The sequence below is a fragment of the Acidaminococcus massiliensis genome, assembly GCF_900095825.1.
GTDB lineage: Bacteria > Bacillota > Negativicutes > Acidaminococcales > Acidaminococcaceae > Acidaminococcus > Acidaminococcus massiliensis.
On sequence record NZ_LT608315.1, the window covers coordinates 552,041 to 579,036 of the forward strand.

26 protein-coding genes and 1 tRNA gene are annotated in these 26,996 nt (G+C 54.5%); 2 read left to right on the top strand and 25 right to left on the bottom strand.

The window, feature by feature from the left end; all coding sequences use genetic code 11:
- Positions 1-69: 69 nt before the first annotated feature.
- The 3 genes from rpoN to BQ2657_RS02765 form a co-directional block, all read right to left on the bottom strand.
- Positions 70-1,407 (bottom strand): RNA polymerase factor sigma-54, encoded by a 1,338-nt coding sequence (rpoN, locus tag BQ2657_RS02755; protein ID WP_075579266.1) that lies wholly within the window; start codon positions 1,405-1,407, stop codon positions 70-72.
- A 132-nt stretch (positions 1,408-1,539) separates the two neighbouring features.
- Entirely contained in the window at positions 1,540-2,931 is a 1,392-nt protein-coding gene (locus tag BQ2657_RS02760) for an ATP-binding protein (RefSeq protein ID WP_075579267.1), read from the bottom strand.
- A 66-nt stretch (positions 2,932-2,997) separates the two neighbouring features.
- On the bottom strand, positions 2,998-4,182 hold the full coding sequence (locus BQ2657_RS02765; protein ID WP_075579268.1) for a MalY/PatB family protein: 1,185 nt from the start codon (positions 4,180-4,182) through the stop codon (positions 2,998-3,000).
- A gap of 223 nt (positions 4,183-4,405) precedes the next feature.
- Between BQ2657_RS02765 and BQ2657_RS02770 the strand changes: the two genes are divergently transcribed.
- The gene (locus BQ2657_RS02770; RefSeq protein ID WP_232708991.1) at positions 4,406-5,374 is read left to right on the top strand and encodes a metallophosphoesterase family protein; all 969 of its coding nucleotides are present in this window, start codon (positions 4,406-4,408) and stop codon (positions 5,372-5,374) included.
- Between the two features lie 194 nt (positions 5,375-5,568).
- Here BQ2657_RS02770 and BQ2657_RS02775 read toward each other — a convergent pair whose 3' ends face one another.
- The 21 genes from BQ2657_RS02775 to BQ2657_RS02875 all read right to left on the bottom strand — a co-directional run bounded on the left by BQ2657_RS02775 (position 5,569) and on the right by BQ2657_RS02875 (position 24,047).
- Positions 5,569-6,099 (bottom strand): hypothetical protein, encoded by a 531-nt coding sequence (locus BQ2657_RS02775; protein ID WP_143224824.1) that lies wholly within the window; start codon positions 6,097-6,099, stop codon positions 5,569-5,571.
- Positions 6,100-6,466: 367 nt separating this feature from the next.
- Positions 6,467-6,543, bottom strand: a tRNA-Val gene (locus BQ2657_RS02780).
- Positions 6,544-6,588: 45 nt separating this feature from the next.
- On the bottom strand, positions 6,589-7,293 hold the full coding sequence (locus BQ2657_RS02785) for a DUF554 domain-containing protein (RefSeq protein WP_075579271.1): 705 nt from the start codon (positions 7,291-7,293) through the stop codon (positions 6,589-6,591).
- Positions 7,294-7,303: 10 nt separating this feature from the next.
- Positions 7,304-8,326 carry a ParB/RepB/Spo0J family partition protein gene (locus BQ2657_RS02790; RefSeq protein ID WP_075579272.1) on the bottom strand — a complete coding sequence of 341 codons (1,023 nt, stop codon included), beginning with the start codon at positions 8,324-8,326 and terminating at the stop codon, positions 7,304-7,306.
- Complete coding sequence (locus BQ2657_RS02795) at positions 8,316-9,080, bottom strand: ParA family protein (RefSeq protein ID WP_075579273.1); 765 nt, start codon at positions 9,078-9,080, stop codon at positions 8,316-8,318. Before BQ2657_RS02795 ends, BQ2657_RS02790 begins: the two co-directional genes overlap by 11 nt.
- Before the next feature lie 235 nt (positions 9,081-9,315).
- Entirely contained in the window at positions 9,316-10,557 is a 1,242-nt protein-coding gene (gene pepT / locus BQ2657_RS02800) for a peptidase T (protein ID WP_075579274.1), read from the bottom strand.
- A gap of 16 nt (positions 10,558-10,573) precedes the next feature.
- The gene (locus BQ2657_RS02805; protein ID WP_075579275.1) at positions 10,574-11,947 is read right to left on the bottom strand and encodes an alpha/beta hydrolase-fold protein; all 1,374 of its coding nucleotides are present in this window, start codon (positions 11,945-11,947) and stop codon (positions 10,574-10,576) included.
- Positions 11,948-11,987: 40 nt separating this feature from the next.
- Complete coding sequence (locus BQ2657_RS02810) at positions 11,988-12,419, bottom strand: hypothetical protein (protein ID WP_075579276.1); 432 nt, start codon at positions 12,417-12,419, stop codon at positions 11,988-11,990.
- Positions 12,420-12,594: 175 nt separating this feature from the next.
- Positions 12,595-13,308, bottom strand: a complete 714-nt coding sequence (gene rsmG / locus BQ2657_RS02815; RefSeq protein ID WP_075579277.1) for a 16S rRNA (guanine(527)-N(7))-methyltransferase RsmG — start codon at positions 13,306-13,308, stop codon at positions 12,595-12,597.
- Positions 13,305-15,185, bottom strand: coding sequence for a tRNA uridine-5-carboxymethylaminomethyl(34) synthesis enzyme MnmG (mnmG, locus tag BQ2657_RS02820; protein WP_075579278.1), 1,881 nt, complete (start codon positions 15,183-15,185; stop codon positions 13,305-13,307). Before mnmG ends, rsmG begins: the two co-directional genes overlap by 4 nt.
- A 17-nt stretch (positions 15,186-15,202) precedes the next feature.
- A complete protein-coding gene (mnmE, locus tag BQ2657_RS02825) occupies positions 15,203-16,573 on the bottom strand; it encodes a tRNA uridine-5-carboxymethylaminomethyl(34) synthesis GTPase MnmE (RefSeq protein WP_075579279.1) in 1,371 nt (456 codons plus the stop codon).
- Between the two features lie 57 nt (positions 16,574-16,630).
- On the bottom strand, positions 16,631-17,380 hold the full coding sequence (gene jag / locus BQ2657_RS02830; protein WP_075579280.1) for an RNA-binding cell elongation regulator Jag/EloR: 750 nt from the start codon (positions 17,378-17,380) through the stop codon (positions 16,631-16,633).
- Positions 17,381-17,414: 34 nt separating this feature from the next.
- Positions 17,415-18,047 (bottom strand): YidC/Oxa1 family membrane protein insertase, encoded by a 633-nt coding sequence (locus tag BQ2657_RS02835; protein WP_075579281.1) that lies wholly within the window; start codon positions 18,045-18,047, stop codon positions 17,415-17,417.
- Positions 18,048-18,073: 26 nt separating this feature from the next.
- Complete coding sequence (yidD, locus tag BQ2657_RS02840) at positions 18,074-18,283, bottom strand: membrane protein insertion efficiency factor YidD (RefSeq protein WP_071141718.1); 210 nt, start codon at positions 18,281-18,283, stop codon at positions 18,074-18,076.
- A 20-nt stretch (positions 18,284-18,303) separates the two neighbouring features.
- Positions 18,304-18,663 (bottom strand): ribonuclease P protein component, encoded by a 360-nt coding sequence (gene rnpA / locus BQ2657_RS02845; protein ID WP_075579282.1) that lies wholly within the window; start codon positions 18,661-18,663, stop codon positions 18,304-18,306.
- 56 nt (positions 18,664-18,719) lie between these two features.
- Positions 18,720-18,854: a 50S ribosomal protein L34 gene (gene rpmH, locus BQ2657_RS02850; protein WP_075579283.1), complete on the bottom strand. Its 135-nt coding sequence runs from the start codon at positions 18,852-18,854 to the stop codon at positions 18,720-18,722.
- Positions 18,855-18,994: 140 nt separating this feature from the next.
- On the bottom strand, positions 18,995-19,471 hold the full coding sequence (locus tag BQ2657_RS02855) for a pyridoxamine 5'-phosphate oxidase family protein (RefSeq protein WP_075579284.1): 477 nt from the start codon (positions 19,469-19,471) through the stop codon (positions 18,995-18,997).
- 49 nt (positions 19,472-19,520) lie between these two features.
- Complete coding sequence (locus tag BQ2657_RS02860) at positions 19,521-20,936, bottom strand: amidohydrolase (RefSeq protein WP_075579285.1); 1,416 nt, start codon at positions 20,934-20,936, stop codon at positions 19,521-19,523.
- A 57-nt stretch (positions 20,937-20,993) separates the two neighbouring features.
- Positions 20,994-22,040 carry a GTPase gene (locus BQ2657_RS02865; protein WP_075579286.1) on the bottom strand — a complete coding sequence of 349 codons (1,047 nt, stop codon included), beginning with the start codon at positions 22,038-22,040 and terminating at the stop codon, positions 20,994-20,996.
- A complete protein-coding gene (locus tag BQ2657_RS02870) occupies positions 22,037-23,095 on the bottom strand; it encodes a GTPase domain-containing protein (protein WP_075579287.1) in 1,059 nt (352 codons plus the stop codon). The genes BQ2657_RS02865 and BQ2657_RS02870 overlap by 4 nt, the downstream gene beginning before the upstream one ends.
- A 13-nt stretch (positions 23,096-23,108) precedes the next feature.
- A complete protein-coding gene (locus BQ2657_RS02875; protein ID WP_075579288.1) occupies positions 23,109-24,047 on the bottom strand; it encodes an asparaginase in 939 nt (312 codons plus the stop codon).
- Between the two features lie 185 nt (positions 24,048-24,232).
- On the opposite strand from BQ2657_RS02875, the gene BQ2657_RS02880 reads away from it, so the two are divergent.
- Entirely contained in the window at positions 24,233-25,441 is a 1,209-nt protein-coding gene (locus BQ2657_RS02880; protein ID WP_075579289.1) for a M48 family metallopeptidase, read from the top strand.
- A 132-nt stretch (positions 25,442-25,573) separates the two neighbouring features.
- Here BQ2657_RS02880 and BQ2657_RS02885 read toward each other — a convergent pair whose 3' ends face one another.
- Positions 25,574-26,977 (bottom strand): sodium:solute symporter family protein, encoded by a 1,404-nt coding sequence (locus BQ2657_RS02885; RefSeq protein ID WP_075579290.1) that lies wholly within the window; start codon positions 26,975-26,977, stop codon positions 25,574-25,576.
- Positions 26,978-26,996 lie beyond the last annotated feature (19 nt).

The following is a 26,996-nucleotide window of genomic DNA, read 5'->3' on the forward strand; positions in this document are numbered from 1 at the left end:
GTTTTACGGAATTTAAGATAATTTAAAAAAGGCTGTGAAAAAATGATTTCTCATTTTTTCACAGCCCCTTTACCACTCTTTTCTCGCGCTTTTGTCTCCGATGCCCATCTTGACCCGATACTTGTTCACCGTCCGCCGGGCCATGCGGATGCCCTGCCGGGCCAGGGCATCACAGATTCCCTGGTCACTGAGAGGTTTCCGCTTGTCTTCTTCTTCGATTACTTTCCGGATCAGCTCCTGGAGTTTTTCCTCGGTCACCGCCCCCGCAGACTGGGTAACCGCCTGTCCTACCAAGAAGCTCCCTGCTGGAAAGCTTCCCCAGCGGCAGGCAATGACCTTATGCTGGAGGGCCCGGCTCACCGTAGAAATGGCCAGCCCTGTCTCTTCTGCCAGATCAGCCAGTTTCAAAGGCTGCCGGTGCCCGGGTCCCAGCCGGAAGAAAGGTTCCTGATGGCTTACCAGAGCCTGGAACACCAACAGCAGGGTCTGCTGCCGTTCTTTCAGCATCTGCTGGAGCTGCCGGGCTTTTCCCAGCTGCTCCTTCAGGTAGGCTTTTACCTGCCCATTCCCCTGCTCTCCGGCCCAGTCCAGATATTCCTGGTTCAGGACGAATTTCCGTCCCCAGGTATCGTACACCGTGACTTGCAGCCCTGCTCCAGTATCATCCACCCGGGCATCCTCCCGCTGGTACACCACTGGTCCGGCTTCCGCAAACCGGGCTCCCGGCTTGGGATCTAAAGCACAGATCTGGGCTTTGGCATCCAGGACTTCCCGAGCCGTCACATGGAATTTCCTAGCCAAGGCCGGGATTTGGTTCTGTCCCAACTGTTCCAGTCCCGACTGGATGATCTTCCGTGCCAGTTCCGTCCCCTCCGGTGCCTGTTCCAGCTGCAGCAGCAGGCACTGGGAAAGATTCTGTGCCCCTACTCCTGCCGGCTCCAGCTGCTGGACCTTTTGCAGCGCCTGCAAGACCTGCTCTTCAGGAACTCCAAAGGCCCGGGCGGTTTCTTCCACACTCTCCGTCCACCAGCCCCGGCTGTCCAGGGTCCCCGCAATATAAAAAGCCAGGGCCCGCTCTTGATCAGACAAAGACAGGCAGCCCAGCTGTTCTTCCACCACCTGCTGGAGAGTCTTTTCCTGCCGGGAAGCATTGGCCACCGGATCCGGAAGGGGGTCATCCTCCTTATCCCGGATCCGTTTCCCCCGATATGCTTCCTGGGCCGTTTCCTGCCAGGCCGGACCTGTCACTTCACTGGGGAATTCCAGGAGAGGATTGGCCTCCACCGCCTCCTGGACGTACTGTTCCAGTTCCAGGGCTCCCAGTTGGAGCAGTTTCATCTGCTGGACCAGATGGAGATTCAGCTGCTGTTTCTGCTGGGGAGCCAGTGTCAATTTGGTGATGCCCATAATGAGAGAGGGCCTCCTTTCTTCCATAGTTTTTGTATAAAAAAATCCCATAGCCTGTAAGGGCTATTAGGATCAGGATCCAGGAGATTGGATACGATAAGTATACCATTTCCACCCCGCATTGGGGAAGGGCTAGCTGTACAGATCTTCCACTCCCAACAGGAGGGCTCCTTCCCTGGCTGCCCTTTCTTTAACCGGTTGGGTATAGCCTCCCTTGCTGAAAAACAGCAGATATTTTTCACGGATCTGGGGAAATGCCAGGGTGGCAGTGAGCAAATCTTCGTATTCCTCCATGGGCAGCGGCCGATTCCTGTATTTGCATTCGCAGAAAAGGCCTCGGGTCCCGGTCCGGTCCAAGGCCAGGATATCCACATCATCCTGCTGCCGCAGCACTGGATTGTTCCCCCACCATTTACCTATCTTGGCCGGAACGAAAGGCAGTTTTCCCGCTCGGGCTTTATCCTGGAGATACTGCTTGCAAATCCGTTCAAACACAGGCCCCATATAATCCGGAAGGTTTTCCATGATTTCACGGGCTGCCTCTTTTTCTCCCAACAATTGATTGTAATTCTCCCGGCTGAACACAAACCGATACCAGAAGGTGTAAAAGAAATCCGTCAGTTCATAAATCCCCTTTCTGCTCCGTTCCGGCTCTCCGCAGGGAACGGTCCGCTGCACCAGCCGCAGGGTCTGGAGTACCTGCAGGTATTTGCTGCATTTTTCATTGGATTCATGGATCCGGTCCCCGATCCGGGTCACCTGATTGGCCCCATTTGCGATGGCCTCCAGGATGCTGTTATAAACCCCCGGTTCCCGCAGTTCCATCCGCAGGAGCATCTGGGGTTCGTCATGAAGAAAAGCATTGGGAGAAAGGATTTTCCGAGCAATGTTCTCTTCCAAGGACAGCCCGGGATCAAAGGCCCGAAGATACCGGGGAATCCCCCCCAGGATCCCGTAAGCCAGAAGCTGCTGTCCCGGATCCCAATTAGGAAAAAAAGCAGCGGCTTCCCAATAGGAAAAAGGCTGGACTTCCATCTGTCCGGTAATCCGTCCGTAAAGAGGACTCTGGTATCCCATGATCTCATTGACCATGAAGCTGACACTGGAGCCGCAAAGGATCAGAAAAATATTCTTCCCTTCCCAGGCATGGTCGATCACATGCTGAAAAATGCTTTTAATGGAAGGATTCTGCCCAGCCAGAAACGGAAACTCATCGATGATGAGAACGGTTTTTTCTTGGGGATTGACCCGAGCGGTAATGAAATCCAGGGCCTGTTCCCAACCCTCAAAAGGAGCCACCGGACTGCCCAGCAGCCGGGTCTGGATCAAACGGGAAAAATCCTGGAGGTTCAGGGCATCATTCTTTTCCTGGGCCGAGAAAAACAGACAAGGGTGCCTGTGGGCAAATTCTTGGAGTATGGTGGTTTTCCCTACCCGACGGCGGCCATACATCACCAAAAACTGGAATCCCTTCGTTCCATAGGCTTCTTCCAGTACCGAAAGTTCTTTTTCCCGTCCGATCATATCCTTCCCCCCTTAAAAAATATACTCGTAAGTATTATACTTACGAGTATTATACTTTAAAGTATATTATTTTTCAAGAGAAGCAAACGCCGCCTTCAGCTGCTGGAAGGCCTTTTCCACTGTGGACCGGGGACAGGCCATATTGAACCGTTCGAACTGGGCGGTAGCCGGTCCGAAGATCTTCCCGGAATCCAGCCACAGTTTGGCCTCATCAGTAACCAAGTGTTCCAATTCATCATCAGAGAGTCCGTAGCCGGAAAAATCGATCCACACCAGATAGGTCCCTTCCGGCTCCACAAAGGTGGCTTTGGGGAAATTTTCCTTCACGAAATCCCGGACCCAGGCGATGTTCCCGGCAATGTACTCCACCAGTTCCTTCACCCATTCATCCCCTTTGGTGTAGCAGCTCTTCACCGCCACCTGGCCCATGATGCTGCCCTGGCTGTAGCCGGCGGCGGCGTTGGCCTTCCGGTATCTCCGGCGGAGTTCTTTATTGGGGATAATGATATTCCCGGGCTGGAGTCCCGCCACATTGAAGGTCTTGCTGGGGGAGTTGAAAACAACCAGGTTGTCTCTGTACTTTTCATCCAGGGCCAGGAAGCTGGTAAAATGGTGGGGCGCATAGACGAAGTCGCAGTGGATCTCATCGTCCAAGATGATCACGTTGTGTTTCAAGCAGATATCCCCCATCCGGGTCAGCTCTTCTTTGGTCCATACCCGTCCTGCCGGGTTGTGGGGGCTGCACAGCAGGAATACTTTTACATTGTTATCTTCGATTTTCTGCTCAAAATCAGTGAAGTCTATGGTATATTTTCCATTTTCATAATGGAGCTGGCTATTGACGAACTTCCGGCCATTGTCTTCGATCACTTCTCTGAAGGGGTAGTACACCGGCTGCTGGATCAGCACTGCATCCTCCGGCTCCGTGAATGCCTTCACCCCAGTGGCCAAGCCATAGACCACGCCGCAGCCCAGGGTCACCCATTCCGGCTGGATATGGTAGCCGTGATGGACGGAGAACCACCGGTCCAGCGCTGCGTAATATTCGGCATCCGGATCCGTATAACCGAAGATCCCGTGGTCGATCCGTTTGTGGAAGTCAGCCAGGATCTCTTCCGGCAGGGCAAAATCCATATCCGCCACCCACATAGGCAAAAGATCCGTGCGTCCCTTCCGCTGCATGCCGAAGTCATATTTCAGGCAGCTGGTGTTCTTCCGGTCGATGATCTGGTCAAAATTGTATTTCCCCATAGTATCGCTCCTTTTTCCTAGTAAAAATCTATACAATATATCATACTGGATGGAGCCAGGGTTGGCAATGGAAAAGGCTTAAAGAAGGCTAAAACAACATCTATCCTACGTTTGTAAGACATAAGTTGTTTATCCTATCCTGATCCAATCCATTCCAAAAGAATTTTTTCTCCCCTTTTCCAATCCTGCTATAATAAAGCCATCTGAAAGGAGAAGAATGATGATGAAAAAACGATGGTTTCTCATTACGGCGCTGCTCACGATGCTAGCCTGCATCCTGCCCATGGCCCCTATGGACCACACCGTCCAAGCTCGGCGTTACGAACGGATCGTTGTATGCAGCGATGTCCATTATGGCAGCAAGACCTTGGACCCGGACCTCCGGACCCGAAAAATGAAGAACAAGGAGAACGCGGTCCGGGAAATCAACGGATGGGACGATGTGGACCTTTGTGTATTTACGGGAGATATGGTCCAGAAAACCGGCAGCTCGGCCGATTACAAGCTGGCCCGGAAACTGACGGACCGTGTCAAGAAGCCCAAGGAATTCCTAGCCGGGAACCATGAAGTCATCTACAGCAGTGAACTTTCCAGCACCGGCCGTCTCCGGCCGGCAGATTCCTATGAACGGTTCCGGCATATGGAAGACTATGAAAAAAACTTCGGTCCCCTGTACCATTCCCGCAAGCTGGGACAGTACTTCCTGCTGTTCCTTTCCCCGGATACCCTGGAAAGCAAGTATGCAGTGGAACTGTCCAAAGAACAGTTGGACTGGCTGAAGAAGGAACTGAAAGACCATCGGCAGGAACCCACCTTGATTTTCTGCCATGCACCCGTTTCCGGCACCCTGCTCCCCGGCAGCAAGCTGGACAAACCCCGGAACTATGCCCAACCAGCCAAAAAACTCCAGAAGCTGCTCCAGGAAAATCCCCAGATCCTGCTTTGGGTTTCCGGCCACACCCACACCTCTCCCAAAAATCCCAGTTTCACCAATCCAGTAAACAAAATCACCGGAACAGAAATCCTGGATGTCCACAATCCCACCTGGGATGGGAAACAAGTCTGGACAAATTCCCTCTTCCTGTATCCGGAAAAAATTGAGATCCGTACCTACAGCCACAAAAAGCACCAGTGGCTGCTTCAACTAGACCGGACTGTGACGGTACCATGGGAAATGAGAAAGGGGGTGTGAAAAAATTCACACCCCCAGTCACGGATCGCGAGCCTGGATGTTGAAACCGTTGGTCCTTTTTCTATAGAATGATAAGACAAAATCGACAGAAATCTAGAAAACCGGATTTTCGGGTTCCGCCAAGAAGCTCGCGACTCACGGCTCGAGACCCGAGACCTCAAAAGGGGAGCTGCTGCGCATGCAACAGCCCCTTCTTATAAAGTACTGTAAACTGTTTTCTTCCCGCTTTTTTCCGGATTCTTTTGGATGGACGCGAAATAATGCTCCGTATCTTCCACCAGGCTGTTGGTGAGAAGGCTGCGGAAGGCTGCGGGTTCCATCCCCTGTCCTTGGACAGCGAATACATAATTCCCGGTTTCCCACCGGGCGGCGTAGGATTGCGGCCCAAGCTGGGCAATTTCCATATTCGTCTCATTTATACGTTGCTTATGCCATTCCGCTCCATATATTCCACTTAATTCTTCTTTACTTATCTCTTTTTTCAAGGCTGTACGGATCCGCACTTTGGCCTCTGGCTGTCCCAAACGAAGGAAAGATAAGTCTGCGGACCGTCCGCCGATTACAGAATATCCTTCAGGGGTGTACCCGGAATCTCGGCTGAGAGTCAGAGGCGCAAAACCCAGGACCCGGGCAGCGGAGCCATAGGTCCCGTAGCTGACTATGGGATTGGGGATCTGTTCCCGGCCGGTGGCAGGCGCCCCAGCCACCACACTGGAAGCTCCCAAGATCAGCAGGGAGACGGATGCTGCAAAAAGCTGTTTCGTTTTGAGAGAGAACTTAACAGGACCTCATTTCGGATAAAATAGAAAGGCATGCCTTCTGGATAAGTGTAGCACGGGAAGGAGAACCGGACAAGGCCAAAAAGAGTCATGGAAAAGGGGGAGGCACCGGGGGAAAGGAAAAGTGAGTAAAAAAAGTGCAGGAATTTGCAGAAAAAAAGGGATGGGCTGCTGCAGAAGCAGCAGCCCCTGTCTCTGGTCAACGGTCACTGGATGTAGAAAGAAACCCGCGGCTGGCTGCGTTTTCCTTCTTTTCCTTTTCCACGCAAAAAAGAAGCTGTTGCCGGAGCAACAGCTTCTTTTCATTTTAAATTGGTGGGATTATGCGGATTCGAACCGTAGACCTCATCGATGTGAGCGATGCGCTCTAACCAACTGAGCTATAATCCCGATAAATTGTATTATACTCTTACTTGCCGCAGAATGCAAGAGGATTTATAAAAAAAGTCCTGCGCCCACGCCAGCCACCAGCAGCCCCGGCAGCATATTTCCCACTCGGATCTTCAGCAGATGGGTCATATTGATCCCTACTCCCAGGATCATCAACCCGCCGCTGGCGGAAATCTCCTGGACCACGGTCTGGCTCATATAGGGACCCAGGATACCGGCCAACGCCGTTAGGATCCCCTGATAGATCCCTACAGATAGGGCAGAGAACAAAACCCCGATACCCAGATTGGCGGCATAAATGATGCCGCTGAGCCCGTCGATCATGGCTTTGGTGTACAGGGTAGTGGCATCCCCGCTGAGCCCGTCCTGGATGGAGCCTACGATGGCCATGGCCCCTACACAGTACAGGAGGCTGGTGGACAGGAAGCCGTCTACAAAAGCTTCCGTCCCTGCATCTCCCTGGCCTTTTGCCTTCTGGACTTTCCCCGCCAGCCAGGTACCGGCCTGTTCCAATTTTTCTTCAATGCCCAGGGCCTCCCCCAAAATAGAGCCGATCACCAGGCTGATGATGGTCAGGAGGATATGCTGCCCCTGGAGGGCCATCTGGATACCCAAGAGGATCACGCACAGGGCCAGTCCATAGATCACCGTTTCCTGGTATTTTTCTTTGATACCCCGGCCTACCAGGAGGCCGACCAGGCTGCCGCCTGCAATGGCGGCCACATTCACAAGGGTCCCGCTTCCAATCATCCTGCCCTCCTCAGACCGTAAAGGGACTGGCTTTTTTCCGGCCTCCGGTCCGCTCCGGTCCTTTCAGCAGATCATAGAGCCGTTCCAGATCCTCCGGACCGTAATATTCGATGAGGATCCGTCCTCCCCGCTCTTTCCGGGAAGGCTCGATCCTGACCCGGGTCCCCAGGTATTGGATAAGCTTTTCTTGGAACGCTTTGGTATCCACATCCATTTCCTCTGTGGAAGCGGCCAGGAGCTGATCCAAGCTTTTTTGCGGCTTTTTGGCAGACCGGTTCCCTTTGGCAGGAGGGATCAAGTTCTCTTCGGTCTGCATATAGATGTGATAGGGCTTGCCCTCCCGTTCTGCCTTGACCACTTCTTCCATGATACGGGCAGACCAGCCTCCCGCTGCCGCCCGCCGGGCCAGCTCCACCGCCTGTTCCGGTTTTGCCAGTCCCAGCAGAGGACGGATTTGACCCACGGACAGTTTTCCTGCCGATACCATTTCCGCCACTTCCGGAGGCAGTTTCAGCAGCCGGAGGGCATTGGCCACCGCAGCCCGGCTCTTGCCCAGTTTCCGGGCCGCTTCTTCCTGGGTAAGCTGCAGGGATGCCATGAGATGCTGGATGCCCCGGGCTTCTTCCATGGGATCCAAATCGCTGCGCTGCATGTTTTCCACCAGCGCCACTTCCATCATGGCGGCGTCGTCATAGTCTCGTACCACCACCGGGACCTGGTCCAGGCCCGCTGCTTTGGCTGCCCGCCAACGCCGTTCCCCGGCCACGATTTCATACTGCCGGCCCTTTTTCCGGACGATCAACGGTTGGATCACACCGCTCTGCCGGATGCTCTCTTCCAGTTCCTTCAGCTGGTCCGGATCAAAAGTCTTCCGGGGCTGGTAGGGATTGGGTTTCAGGTTCTTTACGGGGACTTTTCCCACCTGTTCCCCCGCTTTCTTTTCTTCCACCACAGGCGCCGGTGTCTTCTGTTTCCGGACACCGAACATCTTATCCAGCCCGTTCGTGCCCAGGCCGCTTTTTTTACCTGCCATGACGCTTCACCTCCCGTGCCAGAGCTCTGTAGGCCTCTGCCGCCTTGCCGTGAGGGTCGTAGACCGTAATGGGCTGCCCGTAGCTAGGTGCTTCCCCCAGCCGCACGGAACGTGGGATCATGGTTTTATACACCAAATCGGGAAAATGTTCCCGGACCTGGGCCACCACATCATTGGACAGATTGGTCCGGCTGTCCGTCATGGTCATGACGATTCCCTCGACAGCCAAATCTGGATTGGTGGACTGCCGGATCCGGTCCACAGTGGACAGCAACTGGGAGACCCCTTCCAGGGCATAGAATTCACATTGGATGGGGATCAGGACGCTGGCAGCGGCTGTCAGGGCATTGACCGTCAAGAAGCTCAGAGAAGGCGGGCAATCGATGATGATAAAATCATAATTGTACGTAATTTTGGACAGATGTTTTTTCAAGGCATTGGCTGGATTCTTTTTTTCGATCAGATCGATTTCCGCCCCGGCCAAGTTCATGGTGGCCGGTGCCACCCACAGATTTTTCCATTCTGTGGGCTGGATGATTCCATCCATTTCTGTATTGTTGATCAGCACATCATACATGCAGCGGGACAGACTGCTCTTATCGATGCCCAGACCGCTGGTGGCGTTTCCCTGGGCGTCCAGATCCACCAGCAAGGTCTTCTTCCGGCCTTCAGCCAGACAGGCAGCCAGATTGATGCTGGTGGTGGTCTTTCCCACCCCGCCCTTCTGGTTGGCCACAGCAATGACTCGGGTCATAGGGTCCACTCCTTTCCTTATTTCCTTTGGGACACTGTAGGATATTGTAACATAGAAATGAGGTTGTTGCACATATAAGCAACAACCTCAGGTCACGAGCTATGAGTTGCGGGTCACGGGCTTGTTCCTGCAGCTCTTTCTGTCTTTTTCTTTTCAAAAGAACGGCAATGCAGTTATTCCCTGACTCCAGGACAGTACCAACTATCCCATACCAACAAGCCCGGGATTCACGGCCCTAGATCCTGTACCCTCTCTTCCCGATTTCCACCACCGTTTCACAGGCCTTCACCAGGCTGGGGATGGGCAGATATTCGAACCGGCCATGGAAATTGGCCCCGCCCGTGAAAAGATTGGGACAGGGCAGTCCCTGATAGGACAGCCGGGCTCCGTCCGTACCGCCCCGGATGGGTGCCACGCAGGGTTTCACGCCCACTGCCTCCATGGCCCTCCGGGCCAGTTCCACCACTTCCAGATGGCCGTCCCGGATCTTTTCCAGCATATTGTAGTACATATCATGGTGTTCCACTTCCACACTGCCGGCTCCGTATTTCTCATTCAGGAAAGCAGCCAGCTGGTCCAGGAACGCCTTCCGTTCTCCAAACCGGTCCTTGTCATGGTCCCGGATCAACATATGCATCCGGCAGGTCTCCACATCTCCCGTCACCTTGTGGACATGGAAGAATCCTTCATACCCTTCTGTATATTCCGGTTTCTCCCCTGCCGGCAAGGCCTGCTGCCATTCCGCAGCCATGGTCAGGGCATTCTTCATTTTTCCTTTGGCGGAACCGGTATGGACACTGCGGCCGTGGAAGGTAATCACCGGATTGTCCGCATTGAAATTTTCATATTCCAAGCCTCCCAGTTCCCCGCCATCCACTGTATAAGCAAAATCCGCTCCGAATTTTTTGACATCGAAACCGGAAGAGCTCCGGCCGGTTTCCTCATCCGGGGTAAAGCCCACCCGCAGGGTCCCATGGGGGATCTCTGGATGATTCTGGAAATATTCCAGAGCCGTTACAATGGCTGCCACCCCAGCTTTGTCATCGGCTCCCAAAAGGGTAGTACCGTCGGTGAACAAGATATCCTGTCCCCGGTATTTCCGGACTTCCGGAAAATCTTCTGCAGAAAAGACGATGTGTTTTTCCGGATGCAGCAGGATGTCTCCGCCTTGGTAATTCCGGACCAGGAGCGGTTTCACATCTTTGCCGGAAGCTTCCGGGCTGGTATCCATATGGGCGATGAAGCCCACCGTAGAACCGCTGATCCCTGCCGTAGCCGGAAGGGTTCCCATGACATAGCCCTGGCTATCCACCGAAACATCTGCCAGTCCCAAGGCTTCCAGTTCCTTTGCCAGGGACCGGGCAAATACCATCTGCCCCGGCGTACTGGGCAGCACAGCTGTATTTTCTTCATCTGATTGGGTATCAAAAGAGACATACCGCAGGAAGCGGTCCACCAATTTTTTCTCTTCGATCATCTTCCTCTTCCTTTCGTTACTTTTTTTGTTCAAACAGCCAGTCTCGGATCCCATCGATGTCATAGGCAAAAGTCCAAGTATACATATGGTTTCCTTCCCGGAATACAGTATAGTTGATGGGCGATTCCTGTTCCTCCATCACTTTCACCATCTGTGCGAACTCTGGTTTCCCAGCAGTGCTGTCCCACATCCGGCTCCGGGCCACCCGTGCCCCGGCTTTTTCCCACAGGGCTGTGGCTTCATTCATACCCGGAAAAGCCTTGCCATCGCCCTGACAGACGGTGATCCAGAGATTCTTATCCTTCAGGGCCTCCATTTCCCGGGTATCCCACTGGCAGGCTACCAGGTATTGGGCTGCAAACAGCTCTGGATACCGGTCGCTGATGGCGATATTGGCCATCCCTCCCTGGGACTGGCCTGTCCCATAGATCCGCTGAGGATCCACTTTATACCGTTTCTTCACATCCTGGATCAGGTCCGTCACCAGCTGGAGCCCCTTGGTCCATTCGTGGGTATCCGTAGTCATCATACCGATGGAACGGATCAAGTCTTCGGTATACTGGGGAGCCAGCACAATGGCAGGATGCCGGGCCTGTTCTTCTGGAGAGGCCCAGACAACAGCCCCATTCCCCTGATACAGCACCGCCTGGGGATCATTGATATTGGCGCTGGCATCTGCGATGAACACTACCATGGGATAGCTCTTTCCCTGTTCATACCCCTTGGGCAGATAAAGATTATACGGCATGGTATAACCGGTGGCCGGATCCCTGTAAGTGAAAGTCCGGAAACTTTCCTTCACCGGGTCCACGGTCTTTTCGGCTGCCAGCGCCGTTTCCCAGGGGCCATAGACCGTGCCGTCTTCTCCAAAGACCGTGCCAGTCTGGCGGACAGCAACAGAAAGGTCCGGTGCTTTCCGGTCGGAATACATGGGAGCATCCCCTCCTGCCAAGGCCCCCGCTTCTTTCTCTTTTCCTGTATCCCGATGGGCAGCCTGAGAGGCTGCTGTGGGAAGCGGTGCTGCCGGATGGTCCAGTTCCAAGATCACATAAGGTCCCTCCTTGGAAACAGCAGGGACTTCCGGGCGGTCGTTGGTCTTGACAGCACGGATGGCCTTGCCTTCCACTTGGAACGCAGCCGCCTGGAAGCGCTTTTCGTCAATGGTCTTAGGATAGCGGAGGACCACTGCCGAGACACTTTCTCCGTCCCCATAGACAGTACTGATGGCCGTGATTTGGGGGCGCACAGCAGGAATTGCTTTCTGGACTGCGACGGTATTTTCTCCCGTGGCTGAAAGAGTAGCTTGGCTCCCGGCTGAAGCGCCAGCTGTCAGCGGCAGGCTGCAGAGACTGCACCACAGTGCCAGTCCTAGAAAAATACTTCTGTTCATCAGATCAGATCCCTTCTTTTTCAGAAATCATGCAGCCGGATCACAGTTTGAAATCCACAATGGCACTGACGCCGACCCCTTCCACCCGATTGATATTGCTGATACTGGTGGCATCGATGGGGATCATGGCTTTGATCCGGGCCACGCTGGCAAAATTCCCTTCCAGCTGACCCACGGCTTTTACTTGGTCCACCTGGGCCTTGGGGCCTACTACTTGGACGGCACCGATATAACTGCCATTTCCCAGGCTGAGGATGGGGACCACCTTGGTAGCATATTGGGTATCCAATCCTTTCTGGAGGGTCAGTTTGTTGATAAAGGTATTGATTTCTTCTCCGTACCGGCTGACCAAATAGCTGATCCCACCCAACTTCAGGACAGATCCCAGGTCAAAAGCCTGGACCGGCAGGGCATGGGAGGCAGCTCCCAGCAGATAGGCAGAAAGGACAGCTGCAGCGATTTTCTTATTCATAGATGGAACCTCCTTGTCTCTGTATCGGGTTCAGGATACCACAAAGAAGTTACGTTTGTGTGACATGGAGAAACAAAAGCTCCTCTTTCAAAAGTCAAAAGGACAATGTTTCACGTGAAACATTGTCCTTTTGACTTTTTATTCCTTTATTGACTGCCTGCTGCCAACAGGTTCCTTATAATGGCTTTTTCACCGCCGTCCCAGCCTTCCGGGGATATTGTTTGGGCGTGGGACGCACTTTCTCGACAGTGATGATGGCCCGCTGATCTGCCAGCCCGGGAAGCCGGACCGGCCGGACAGCTGTGATCCGTCCGCCCAGTACTTCCACTGCATGATGGGCTGCTTCCACTTCTTCCTGGTATCGGCTGCCTTTCATGGCATAGAATACACCGCCGACCCGGACCAAGGGCAGGCAGTATTCCGCCAGGACCGGCAGAGCCGCCACGGCCCGGGCTACCGCCACGTCGAATTTTTCCCGCAGGGCAGGATCCTTTCCCGCATCTTCCGCTCGGGCATGGACGCACCGGACCTGACCCAGTCCCAATTTTGCCACCACCTGTTCCAGGAAGTTCAGCCGTTTCTGGAGGGAATCGATAAGGGTCACCCGCATCCCTGGGTCATAGATCTTCAAAGGCAGTCCTGGGAACCCGGCCCCCGTCCCCACGTCCACGATGGTATGGTTGTGGAACCGCTGGGGATCATAGACCAGGAGGGAATCCACCATATGTTTCACCGCCACTTCATCCGGATCGGTAATGGCCGTCAGGTTCAGGCTTTGGTTGGTTTCCAGCAGGAGATCCGCATACTGGGAGAACTGTTCTAGCTGCTGTCCGCTGAGAGAGAAGCCGGCGGTTTCCGCCGCCTCCTTCAAAGTTTCCCGATAGCTCATGCCTCTCCTCCTTTCCGGCGGAGGGTTTCCAGATAGACCATCAGCACGCTGATGTCCGCCGGAGAGACCCCGGAGATCCGGCTGGCCTGTCCGATGGAGACCGGCCGCTGTTTGCTGAGTTTTTCCATGGCTTCCGAAGACAGTTCATGGATCAAGGTGTAATCCAAGTCTTCCGGCAGCAGTTTATCTTCCAGTTTCAGGGCCCGTTCCACTTCTTGTTTCTGTTTTTGGATATAACCCTGGTACTTCACCTGCACATCCACTTGTTCTGCAGCATCCACCGGCAGTTTCTCCAAATCGAAGGCTTCTGCCAGCTTCTCATAGGTGACTTCCGGACGGCGGAGCAGATCCAGCATGTTGATGGAACTGCGCAGGGCCGTGGACCCCATGCCGGTGATCTTTTCCTGGTTTTCCTCACTGGGAGCCAGATTGATCTGGGCCAGATTGGACAGGGTCCGCTCAATCACATCCCGTTTCTTCGTAAAGGCCTCGTACCGTTCATCGGTCACCAAGCCCACATCCCGGCCCTTCTGGGTCAGCCGCAGGTCCGCATTGTCCTGGCGCAGCAGCAGGCGGTACTCTGCCCGGCTGGTCATCATCCGATAGGGCTCGCTGGTCCCTTTGGTCACCAGATCATCGATCAGCACTCCGATATAGGCATCGCTCCGCTTCAGGATCAGTGGCTTCCGCCCCTGGAGTTTCAAGGCTGCATTGATTCCGGCCATGAGCCCCTGAGCCGCTGCTTCTTCATAGCCGCTGGTACCGTTGGATTGACCGGCACTGAACAGCCCGCTGATCTGTTTGTGTTCCAGATTGGCTTTCAGCTGGAGAGGATCCAGACAGTCATATTCGATGGCATAGCCGGCCCGCATCATCTTGCAGTGTTCCAAGCCCGGGATGGTCTGCATAAAAGCCACCTGGATCTCAGCCGGCAGGGAAGAGCTCATACCTTGGACGTAGACTTCATTGGTCCGGAGTCCTTCCGGCTCCAGGAACAGCTGATGCCGTTCTTTATCAGCGAAACGGACGATCTTGGATTCGATGCTGGGACAGTACCGGGGTCCCACCCCTTCGATCATCCCGTTGAACATACAGCTCCGGTCCAGATTGTCCCGGATGATCTGATGAGTCCGGGGATTGGTATAAGTGAGATAACAAGGCACCTGGTTCCGGGTGGTGATGGTGCTCATGAAAGAGAAATTCCGCACCCGTTCATCTCCGTACTGGGGTTCCATCCGGCTGTAGTCCAGGCTCCGGGCATCTACCCGGGCCGGAGTCCCAGTCTTGAAACGCATGAGCTGGAGCCCGGCTTCCTGGAGGGAGCCGGTGAGCTTCATGGCAGAGCGCTGGCCGATGGGACCGGACATATAAGCCACTTCCCCATACAGGATCTTTCCTCGGAGGTAGGTCCCGGTGCAGAGGATCACACAGTCTGCTTCGAACACTTCTCCGGTTTCGGCTTCCACGCCCTGGACCTGGCCATTGTGCACCAGCAGCCGGTCGATCATCAGCTGCTTCACATCCAGGTTCTCCTGATTTTCCACCACTTCCTTCATGATGGTATGGTAGAGGGGTTTATCTGCCTGGGCCCGGAGAGCCTGGACTGCATAGCCCTTCCCGGTGTTCAGCATCCGCATCTGGATGCAGGCTTCATCCGCCGCCAGTCCCATCTGCCCCCCCAGGGCATCGATTTCCCGGACCAGGTGGCCCTTGGCCGGTCCCCCTACGGATGGATTGCAGGGCATCAAGGCGATATTATCCATGGACAAAGTGGCCAGGAGGGTCTTCTGCCCCAGCCGGGCCGCTGCCAGGGCCGCTTCGCAGCCTGCATGGCCGGCCCCCACCACCACAACATCATAATGATCCACGACGATCATGTTCATTCCTCCGCAACTTACTTGCCCACACAGAATTGGGCAAAGATCTCATCGATGATTTCATCGGGGACATCTTCTCCGGTGATTTCGCCCAGATCATGGAGTGTCTGGGTCAGATCGATGGTCAGACAGTCATAGGGCAGGTGCTGCCGGGCCCCCTCCAGGGCATCCTCTAGGCTCCGGAGCGCCTTTTCCAACAGATCCTGCTGCCGGGCATTCTGGGTCATACTGCTGCTTTCGCTGTCGGATCCTTCCCCGTAGACGAACTCCCGGAGCCACTGTTCCACCTGTTCCATGCCTTCTCCGGTCTTTACCGACAGGACGATCACATCGGAGCTGCCATATTCCCGCTGGAGTCCTTCCGTGTCCAGCATCTGGGGAAGATCCGATTTGTTGACCAGGATCAGCTTCTTCCGATCCTTCAGGCTCCGGAGCAGTTCCCGATCCTCCCCGCTGAGGGGCTGGGACCCATCCAGCACCACCAGAGCCAGCTGGGCATCTTCCAGGGCGGCCCGGGACCGTTCCACCCCGATTTTTTCCACCAAGTCCTCCGTATCCCGGAGCCCTGCAGTATCCGTCAGGACCAGGGGAATGCCCCCGATGGTCATCTGTTCTTCGATGATATCCCGGGTGGTCCCAGGAATGTTGGACACAATGGCCCGGTCCGCCTGGAGCAGGCTGTTGAGCAGGCTGGACTTTCCCACATTGGGACGGCCCACGATGGCGGTCCGGAGCCCTTCCCGGAGGATCCGTCCGGCACTGCCCTGGCGCACCAGCCGGGCCACCGCTGCCTGGCCTTCTGCCAGCACCTCTGCCGCCCGATCGTAAGTCACTTCTTCAATATCTTCTTCCGGATAATCGATGGCGGCTTCCAGCTGGACCACCAGGTCCCGGAGTTTCTTCCGCAGTTCCCGGACTTTCCGGGACAGTCCCCCCTCGTGGCCCCGGTTGGCAGCCACCAGAGCCTGCCGGCTCTTGGCATTGATGATATCCATGACGCTTTCCGCTTCTGCCAAGTCCAGCCGTCCATTCAGGAAGGCCCGCTTGGTGAATTCCCCCGGCTCTGCCGGCCGGGCTCCCGCCTGATAAGTCAGGGAGAGGATTTCCTGCAGAGCCTGTCGGCCTCCATGGCACTGGATCTCACAGACATCTTCCCCCGTATAAGAATGGGGACCCGGCATGTAGACAGCCAGTACTTCATCGATGGGCTGCCCTTTCCAGTCAAGGATATGCCCGTACAGAAGCTTCCTGGCATTGTCCTTTCCAGGCTTTTCCCGTCCAGCAAAGATCCGGTCTGCAATGGCCAGGCTGTCCGGCCCGCTGAGCCGGATCACGCCGATGGACCCCACCCCAAGGGCGGTAGCAATGGCACTGATCGTATCGTCCATATTCCCTCCAAAAAAAGAGCTCCGAACAAGTCTGTCCGGAGCAACGTTCTAGCTATATTATTTCAGATCGATGACTACTTTGCGGTAGGGTTCTTCCCCTTCACTGTAGGTAGTGATCGCCGGATCGTTCTGCAGGCTCATGTGTACGATCTTCCGTTCATACGGATTCATCGGTTCCAGCATGGCCTTTTTGCGGGTCCGTTTCACCCGGTCCGCCAGGTTCTTGGCCAGCCGTTCCAGGGTCTGCCGCCGCCGCTCCCGGTAATTTTCCGCATCCAGGATCACCCGGTTCCAGCTCCGGTGGCCCTTGTTGCCGGCCAAATTGGTCAGATACTGGAGGGCATCCAGCGTCTGACCGTGTTTGCCGATCAGCACACCGATCCCTTCCCCATGGATCTTCAGGATGATCTCATCCTCTTTTCGACTGATGAACTTTTCGATGAGCAGATCCATTCCCATGGCTGCAAAGATGTTTTCCAGAAAAGCCTTGGCCGCCGCTGCCGTTTCCTGACGTTCTTCTTCCCGTTCTACAGCAGGATCTCCGCTTCCGTCATCTGCCGCCGGTTCGGCTTTCTCTGCTTCAGCTGGTTCTTCCGTAACGGCAGGCGCTGTTTCCGGTTCTGCCGGAATCTCTTCCCGGACAGTGACCCGGACTTTGGCGTCCCGTCCTCCAAAGAGGCCCAGGATGGAACTCTTGGAAGCTTCCAGGACTTCCACATCAACCTGTTCCCGGCTGACGCCCAATTCAGCAAGAGCTGCCTGCACCGCGTCTTCGACGGTTTTGCCCGTCTTTTCCACCACGTTCATCTTCCTGCCTCCTTACAGGCCATTACGGCACTTTTTATGATTCTTTCTTATTCCGGTCCAGCAGGAACTGCTGGCCGATCTGCATGATGTTCATGACCACCCAGTACAGCACCAGGCCTGCAGGGAATTTCAAGCTGATATACCCGATGAAAAGAGGCATGAAATACAGCATGATCTTGCCCTGGGGATTGTCCGAAGGGGGCATGGTCTGTTTGGATTGGATGAAGGTAGTGGCTGCAGACAGGATGGGAAGGATGTAATAAGGATCCGGATCCGCGATGCTCTGCATCCACAGGAAAGAACTGGGCCCTGCATACTGGAAATCACGGATGCCGTAGAAAATCCCGATCATGATGGGCATCTGGATCAAAAGAGGCAGACAGCCGGCCAAGGGGTTGACGCCCTCCTGCTTGTACAGTTCAGACATCTTCTGGTTCAGGGTCACCTTGTCGTCCTTGTACCTTGCCTGGAGTTCCTTCATCTTAGGCTGGATCCGGCTCATGGCACGGGTGGAAGCGATCTGCTTGGCCGTCAGGGGAGACAGGATCAGCTTGATTAAAATGGTCATGATAATGATGGCCAGCCCGTAACTGGGTTCACCGATCAGACGGGTCAGTTCATAGATATGGGCCACCACCTGTTGGACAAACGAGCTTAAAATTTCCAAAGTTCGACTCCTTTTCTTCCTGTCCGTTACGGCACAGGATCATATCCACCCTTGTGGAAAGGATGACATTTCAGTATTCTCTTCACAGCCAGATAGGATCCTTTCAGAAAACCGTATTTCTGCACTGCCTCCAGCGCATATTGGGAGCAGGTAGGATAAAACCTGCACCGGGGCGGAAAACAGGGAGAAATCCACACCTGATAAAAACGGATCAGGGCAATCGCAATTGTTTTCATAGGCCTCTCCGGTACTACAGTTACAGCAGCCCGGCCTTCCTGGCCAGCCGCCGGAAAACTTCCTGATAGACTCCGTAGGGAGCATGGGCCAGACGATGGCGGGCAACCCAGACGATGGCGTTCTTTCCCTTCAGGCCGGCCTGTTCCTTCCGGAACACCTCCCGCATCCGCCGTTTCACCTGGTTGCGCAGCACAGCATGCCCCAGCCGTTTGCCCACAGCCGTCCCCAGCTGGTTCCGTCCAGTGGCGGAGGGAAGCACATAAAAAACGCCGTACCGGTCCACGTAAGACCTGCCTTTTTCATAGATTTCCTGGAACCGCTCATGGGACTTGACCCGATTGGCCTGGGTATATTTCTTTCGGGGAACATTCTGTTCCAAAGTCCTGCACCTGCCTTGTAGTAAAATAGGCCGCGAAGAGCGGCCTATCTTATTCTTTATGCAGACAATCTCTTTCTGCCTTTTGCACGTCTTCTCTTTAAGACTTGTTTACCACCCAAAGTCTTCATTCTTTCTCTGAAGCCATGAGTCTTTTTTCTCCGATTGTTATTCGGTTGAAAAGTTCTCTTCATGTTCCTAACCCTCCCTTGCCTCCAAAGATACGTCAAGATCTATAATATGTAAATCGTTTGACAGCTCATATCATTATAAGAGGAAAAAGGAAGAGTGTCAATATATTTACAAAGAAAACCGAAAAAACCTGGATTTTTTCTTACTTCTCATGGACCCGTTTCCCGGTCATGTGTTCTGGGATCAGTTCCAGCATGGTTACCCGGCTGGCGGCACGTGTCATCACATCATCCACTGCGGCTTCCGTAGGATAATATTTCAGTCCGATCTGCCGCAGGAGGGCCATTCCCCGTTCCCGATCCTCCAGGATCCGGAGGCGGCCGAAAATGATCACGGAACGCACCGTATAGGCCCAGTCTCCCTCCAGTTTCACGCCTTCATCATGGACACAGAATGAAACTTTGTCGCAGCGCCGGAGGGCATCGATTTTGTGTCCTTCACCAGCACCGTGGAAATAGATCCGGTGGGATCCCGGATCGAAATAATAATTGATGGGCAGGGCGTAAGGATAGCCCTCATCGCCGGCAAGGGCCAAAGTTCCCCGCCTGCCCTCTTTCAGGACTTCCAGGCATTCCTCTTCCGGGAGAGCCTGTTTGAAACGCCGCATAGGACGGAACATGGTATCAACCTCCTTTGTGTGAGGGGCTGCCGCTTGGACGACAGTCCCCTTATTTCCCATACGCTCTCGGCATCACTTCTGGGGGAATGGGGCATCGATAAGTCCGGCCAGACAGCCGTTTCTGCAGTTCGGCTTTGGCTGCTGCCAGCACGTCCGGCTGTCCATACAGGATCTTTGCCCCTTCTGCCAGGACCCGGGCCGCAAAGAAACAGCCCTTCAAGGCTGCGCTCCCTTTTCCCTGGGCCACCCACTGCCAGGAATGGGCGCTGGTACCGATGGCGAAACAGGCTGCAGCAAACTGTCCCAGGGGCGTGATCCAGCTTACATCCCCCGTATCCGATGACCCCATGGCTGAAACACTGGTGGGCTGATAGGGCAGGAGGAAGGCCCCGGAGGGGTCTTTCCGGATCAGTTCTTCCCGGAGTTCCGGATCTGGAAAGGGAGCCATCCCCGGGTCTTTCAGCACCCGTTCTTCCCCGGCCAATTCCTGGAACTGCCCCAGGAACGCTTTTTCTTCTCCGGTCCGTACCGGGACTCCCACACGTTCCATAGCATCATGGAGGACCTGCCCCAGGACCCGATTGGGGATGATATTGGAAACCGCTTTGTCGAACCGGACAGTCATTTCGGTCTCCGTCATCAAGGCTGCTCCCCGAGCAATGTTCACTACTCGTTCATACAACCTTCTGGTTTCCTCATTGGTCCGGGAACGGATCAAGTAGAGGACTTCTGCTTTGGGTTGTACAACGTTGGGTGAAACGCCTCCCGCATCCAAGATGGCATAATGGACCCGTTCATAATCGGCCATATGTTCCCGCAGGTAATTGACCCCTACATCCATCAGTTCCACGGCGTCCAAGGCACTCCGGCCGTTCTGGGGAGCTGCCGCCGCATGGGCCGCCCGGCCCCGAAAAGAAAAAGACGCCTGGATATTGGCCTGGTTGGATCCCACCATCACTTCGTTCTGGGTCCCCGGATGCCAGGTCAGTGCCCCATCTACATCTTGGAAGAGCCCTTCCCTGACCATATAGGTCTTGCCGCTGCCCCCTTCTTCCGCCGGACAGCCATACACCCGTACTGTCCCTTTCCCAGGGTGATCCTCCAGGTATGCCTTCAGCAGGAGTCCGGCGCCGGCTGCTGCTGTTCCCAGAAGGGAATGGCCGCAGCCATGGCCGTTGGCACAGTCTTTCCGGGGCAGAGGACGGAAGGTCCCTGCTTCCTGGCTGAGTCCGGACAAAGCATCATATTCTCCCAGGATGGCGATCACGGGCTTCCCCGTACCATATTCTGCCAGGAAAGCCGTGGGCATATGGGCCAAGCCTCGGGTGATCCGGAAACCGTGCCGCTCCAGCAACCCGGCCATGGCTTCTGCCGAACGGAACTCCCGGAATTTCAGTTCCGCGGCATCCCAGATCAGGTCATTCAGTTCTGTCAGTTCTTTTTCATAGGGTTCCAGCCCCTCCATAGGTCCCCTCCTTTTTATAAACAACTGTTGTACGATGATTGTAGGACACTGGTTGTTTTACTTTTCCCGCCGGGCGTCCAGTTCCTCCAGCAGCCTTTCCCTGGCCAGGTCGTAGCAGGCATCGATGTAGGCCTGTCCAGCCTGCCGGACCAGCTGATACCCCAAAAAGGCAGAAGCGGCCTGTCCTACCACCGGGACCGCTTTCAGGAAACTCCTGGCAGCGAATTTCCGCCCCAAGGTCTTGATGATCACCTTGATGCCTTCCTTGCTCATCCCTCCCAGGATCATGGCCTTGTGCCCCAAAGAAACCTTCCGGCTGCTGTGGACCACTTCTGGCGTGATGCCAAAGGCCTCCCGGATACATCCGTACATCTGATAGAGGATCAGCAGATCCACCGCTGCATCCACCCCGATGATGGGATTGACACCATTGTAGGCCGCATACGCACAGCTGCGGCGCACATAGCTCCGGGCCGCTTCCCGTTTGGCATCCAGCTGTTCCCGGGTCCTGGCTTCCGCTGTCAGGATGTATTTTTCCCGCCGGGCCGCCGGCATCTTTGCCATAATGGCGTCATTCAACTCTGCCAAGCCGGCAGGGGCATCCTGGCGGGAGCAGACAAAGACCAGGGTGAAATCTTCCCGTCCCAGCTGTGCGGCTACGTCGTTCCGGATGGCCTCCTCGCTTTCTTCCAGGCTCATGCCTTCCTCATAGATCAGATCCGTCTTGTTCCGCACGAAGATGCAGGGCTTCCCATGGGCTGTCAGCTGCCGGAACAGTTCCGTATCTCCCTGATGGAGCTTGTCGGAGAACACACACAAGAACAGGTCATACGCCAGGAGATGGAACTGCTCCAGGAAATCTTTCCAGGGAAAGGTCTGGGTCCCATATCCAGGCAGATCGATGAAGGTGGCATCTCCATGCTCCACCAGGAGCGGTTCCCGGGTAGTATCTGTTTCCACCCCCACAGGAGCCGCCTGATAGCCGCAGATGGCATTGATCAGGCTGGATTTTCCGGAGCCGGGCTGACCGAAAAGGACGATGCTCACATTCTCTTCATCCAGTTTTTTCAGTTTTTCTCTGATTGCATTTCCGTCACTTGTCATGGTTCCCCCATCTGGATCTCTGCCCGGAGCCGTTCCAGAGCATACCGGTAACAAGCATCGATATACTTCTGCCCCAGGAAATAGAGACTCCCTGCATTGAAGCCCATTACGGCGGCACCGCCCACCACGGGGATTGCCTTGGCTGCCCTGCCTGAGGCCTTCTTCCGGAGCAGCCAGGTCAGTCCTTTGGTGACCCGTTCTCCAGTGACCCCTTCTGCCAGTTTCTTCACGATCTGGGAACTGGGCCCTTCCGGCTGCACCTCTTTCTCATTGACCCCGAACGCTTCCCGGATGGACCGGTACAGCCCCTTCAGGATCTGGGCATCCAAGGCCGCATCCATCCCGATCACCGGATTCAAGCCGTTGGCTGCCGCCAGTACCATGAACTTTTTCAAAGACCGTTCTGCGCTGGCCCGTTTCACCAGCAGCGCTGCTTCCGTATAGGCTTTGGCATGGCGGAAAAACCGATCCCTCCGGGCTTCCGGCAGGAGCATCCCCATGGCCGTTTCCAATTCTGGGAGCCCCCGCTCTGCCGCAGGCTTATTCCGCCGGCAGCTGGTGAACACCACTTTTTCCCGGGGACCCACCAAGCTATGGACATCCTGCAGGATCCGGCGTTCCAGCTCTTCCCGGCTGCAGGACGGATCATAGAGCCCGTCGCATTTATTCCGGACAAAGAGACATACCCGGCCGGTCCGGGCGATTTTCCCGAAGAAATCCACATCCGCCCGATGGAGCTTTCCAGCAAAGACACACAGGAACAGATCGTACTGGAGGGGATTGAATGCACTGAAATAGGCATTTTCCGGGAATGCACTGGTATCATAGCCGGGCAGGTCCACATAGATCACATCAGGACATTCCACGATCTGGGCCTGCCGGGTAGTATCCGTGGCCTGGCTGACCCGGGCCACCCTCTGTCCCGCCAGTTCATTGATCAGGGAACTTTTCCCGGCTCCTGGCTGTCCGAACAGGCAGATCTTGATTTTATGATCCCGCTCCCGCTGCCAGGCCTGCAGGAACTGGGCTACGATGGCTTTGGTGTCCCCTGCCATTTTACCGCCTCCTTTATTCCGGCTGTTCATTGGCCAGGCTCCACATGAGCCGGGTCACAGCCGCTTCCAAGGTCATAGGACCGCCGGATTCTACTCCGGCCTGGGCCGCCAGGATCCCCATGGGATACAGGGACAGGTCCACTCCATCAAACAGGCACTGGCTGACACAGACCACTTTCACTCCTTTTTTCACCGCACGGCGGATAGCCGGCAGGAAGTTCTGCTGTTCCGTGTTCACCCCTCCGGCTCCGTAACATTCCAGCACCAGGCCCTTATACCCCCGGTCCACTGCATAATCGATGATATCCGGCTTCAGTCCAGGAGTCATGGTCACCGCCATGACCCTGGGTTCCAGTTTTTCTTCCACCCGGAAGCCTCCCACATTTTCCCGGCTGGGCAGGTTCTTTTTGACCCCTTCTTTACCGAAATAGAGGACCGGCGCCTCGTTGACACTTTCGAAAGCATTGGGATTCCGGGTAAAGATCTTCTTGGCACAGTCTCCCTTGATCACCTTGTTCCCAAAAGCCACAAATACGCCCGGAAGGCCGCTGGCCGCCACGGAAAAAGCCAGTTCCAGGTTGCTCCGGGCATCGCTGTTGGTCAGGCTCAGGGGCACTTGGGCTCCGGTGAGGACCACCGGCTTCCCCAGATTGATCAGCATCCGGCAGAGAGCGCTGGACGTGTAAGCCAGGGTATCCGTACCATGGGTCAGGACAAAGGCATCATAATCGCTGTAATTGTCTCCGATCAGACGGGCCCAGGCACTCCAGTGGGCCGGTTCCAGATTGCTGCTGTCCAGGAGGGTCAGATCCCGCACTGTGATTTCCCCCAAAGTCCGGAGCTCGGGCACCTGTTTCAGGATGTCCTCCCCCTTCAATGTCGGTTCCAGTCCATCATCCGTCACCGTACAGGCAATGGTTCCTCCGGTGGTCAGAAAAAGTATTTTTTTCATGGATTTTTGGTTCTCCTTGTCCTATAATCTTATCAAAATAATTATATCATATGTGTCCGGTTCGGACAGAGGAAGTGGGACGGTTTCAAGAAATTTCACGGTTGTATAAGGTTGTTTTGTAATAAAACAACGATTGTTTTGTGGTTGTTTCTTTCTTTTTTGTTACTTTCGAAAGGGATGTTTTTATGGAATGTCGGCTGACCCAGAAACTGAAAAAGAAACTTTTCCCCGTTCTGTCAGGACTGCTGCTCACCAGTGCCTTCACCCTGTCCCCGGCAGCCCTGCCGGCAGCGGAAGCCTTTGACTGGAGCAATGCCATCGGCTCCGTGATCCTGGTTTCCGCCCAATACAGCATGCTGAACAAACAAGTGGCCTACTTGGACGGCAAGGGACGAGGCGAATACCTGGAACAGATCAAGGGACAGGAGGGCGTCAACGAGGATCCAGAAGCCAATGCCATGCTGGACCGGGTCATGGGACGGCTTTCCACAGCCATTGCCAAGACGGACCCCTCCATCGAAAAGAATCCCTATCATTATTTCGTCAACGACAGCACCAAATTCAATGCCTACTGTACCTTGGGACACAATGTATCCGTCAATATCGGCCTGTTCACCACCCTGAACTACAACGAAGATGAATTGGCCTTCGTCCTAGGCCACGAACTGGGCCATGGGGAACAGCATGACCCGGCCAACGGCGTCAAACGGACTTTCCCCATCGCGCTCCTGGCAGCAGTGGCTGGCAGCCAAAGCAATATGCTGGAAGCGGTGGGCACCAATCTTTTGGCCAACCTGGGCAGCGCCAAACTGGTGACCCTGCCCATGGAAAAGAAAGCCGATGTGCTGGGCTTTACCTACGCTACAGAAGCAGGATACAACCCAGGAGCCGGCAGTGCCCTCTGGCAGCGGGTGATGGAAAAGATGGGCAACAACCGGGAAACCTTCCTGGGAACCATCTTCATGCCCAGCGACCATCCCAACAACGGATCCCGCCGGGACAAGTATACCCAGCGGATGTATGAATACAGCGGAAAACATGTGAACGTGGATAAAAAGACTGGGGCCATCCTAGTGAACAAGAAAGACCTGGGCTTGGTCCAGCCCGGAGGCGATATGAGCAGCCGGGAACGGACCTATCTGGTAGCCGGCAGCCTGGCCAAAGTTTACCATGACCAACCTTCCATACAACCTTCTGCTGAACAGGACGGAACCAATCTCTACTTCGGCGGCCAGCGGATCATGAGCCTTCAATATAGGGACAACGGAGCAGAATGGGCGGAAAAGCTGAACGCAGCAGTTGGAAAGAAAAAAGAAAAACAACTGGCTGAACAACCAGTTGTTTTGAAGGGAAAAGGGGCTGTCGATTTGCTTCCTGCCTCAATCGGCCATTGACATTTGACCAATGACAGGGGGGTGGAAGAGGTTTGATCACACCCCTTCAGTCATAAAATCAGAAGTTGGAAGTCTGCTGCAGAAAATCGATTCCTACGAACTTATTCCGCAGATTTTATGATATTGAACCGATTAAATTTCTGCTGTTTCATGATAAGTGAAAAGCGAAACAATGATCAAAAGAACAACTGAGAGCAATGAACTTGCGATATCTACGGGAATTCCCAGAAAAGAGACTCCATGCCAGCCCAATGCAACAAAGAACAATCCCCCCAGAAGCCCGGCAAAGGCACCTTGCCGGGTTGCTTTTTTCCAAAGCAGCCCACAGACTACCGGTGCAAAGACTCCGGCAGTGAACAAGGTATAAGAAGAATTCAGTACAGCTAGGACGGAAGGAATGGCTAAAGCGATGACGGTAGAAACGATTCCCACCGCAACCGTCATGATTTTGGACAGTCGCAGCAGTTTCTGCTGGGTTTGCTGGTCTTTCAGATCATCTTTGCAAAGATACCGCACATAAATGTCATTCACCACATGAGAAGTTGCCGCTGTAAGGATGGAATCCGCTGTTGAAACCACTGCTGCAATGATAGCCGCCAATGTAAATCCGGAAAAAACAGGAGGCAGCATGGCCCTGATGATGGTTGGAATCGCAAGAGAAGGATTGGAAAGCTGAGGAAAGAGACCTCTGGCTGCCATTCCCAAAATCACAGGAAAAGCACAGATAATCAGCAGGCAGATACAGGAAAGTACAGCAGAACGATAGGCTGTACGGGTATCTTTGGCCGCGAAAAACCGCTGATACACATCCTGTCCGATCAAAGTGTAGATAAACATAGGAAGGATCAGCCAAAGGACATAGGAAGGCTGGGTCCCCTGCAAAAGATGGAAATAATTGGAAGGCACGTTCGCCGCTTCTATTTGGGCAATGACAGAACTCCACCCTCCTCCCTTATAAATGATGAAACACGCCGCGGAAATCAGACCCAGGGCTGCAACAATGATTTGGATGAAATCCGTAACCGTCACTGCCCACAAACCACCGAAAGCCGTGAAGCCAACAAAAAATGCAGATACAATGATTGCACAAACGGTTGTATTACCAATCCCCAAAGAGGCCAGGATACTTCCTGCGGAATTGATCTGTCCTGCCAAAATCCCCAACAAAGCCAATAGGGATAAAATCGTAGTCAGAAGCCGGAGCAGGGGACTTTGATAGCGGTTCTCCATGATTTCTGTTACCGTATAGACTCTCATCCCTTCCATTTTTTTCAAAACGAGGCAGACAGCCAAAATCCCCACAGCCCCTGCAATAGGACTCCAATAGGAACTGGCCCCCATTTGGTAGGCTTCGCTTCCCACCCCGATGACATAACCTCCTCCAAAATAAGTTGCCACCAGGGTCCCTGTAGCCAGGCCAAGGCCCAATCGACGTCCTGCCAATAAGTAGTCATCAATTGTGTTATTGAATTTATTGCAATAAATTCCAACCCCAAAAATAGCTATAAGATAAAAAATGATGATTGCCAGTTCCATATACGGACACCTCCCTGTC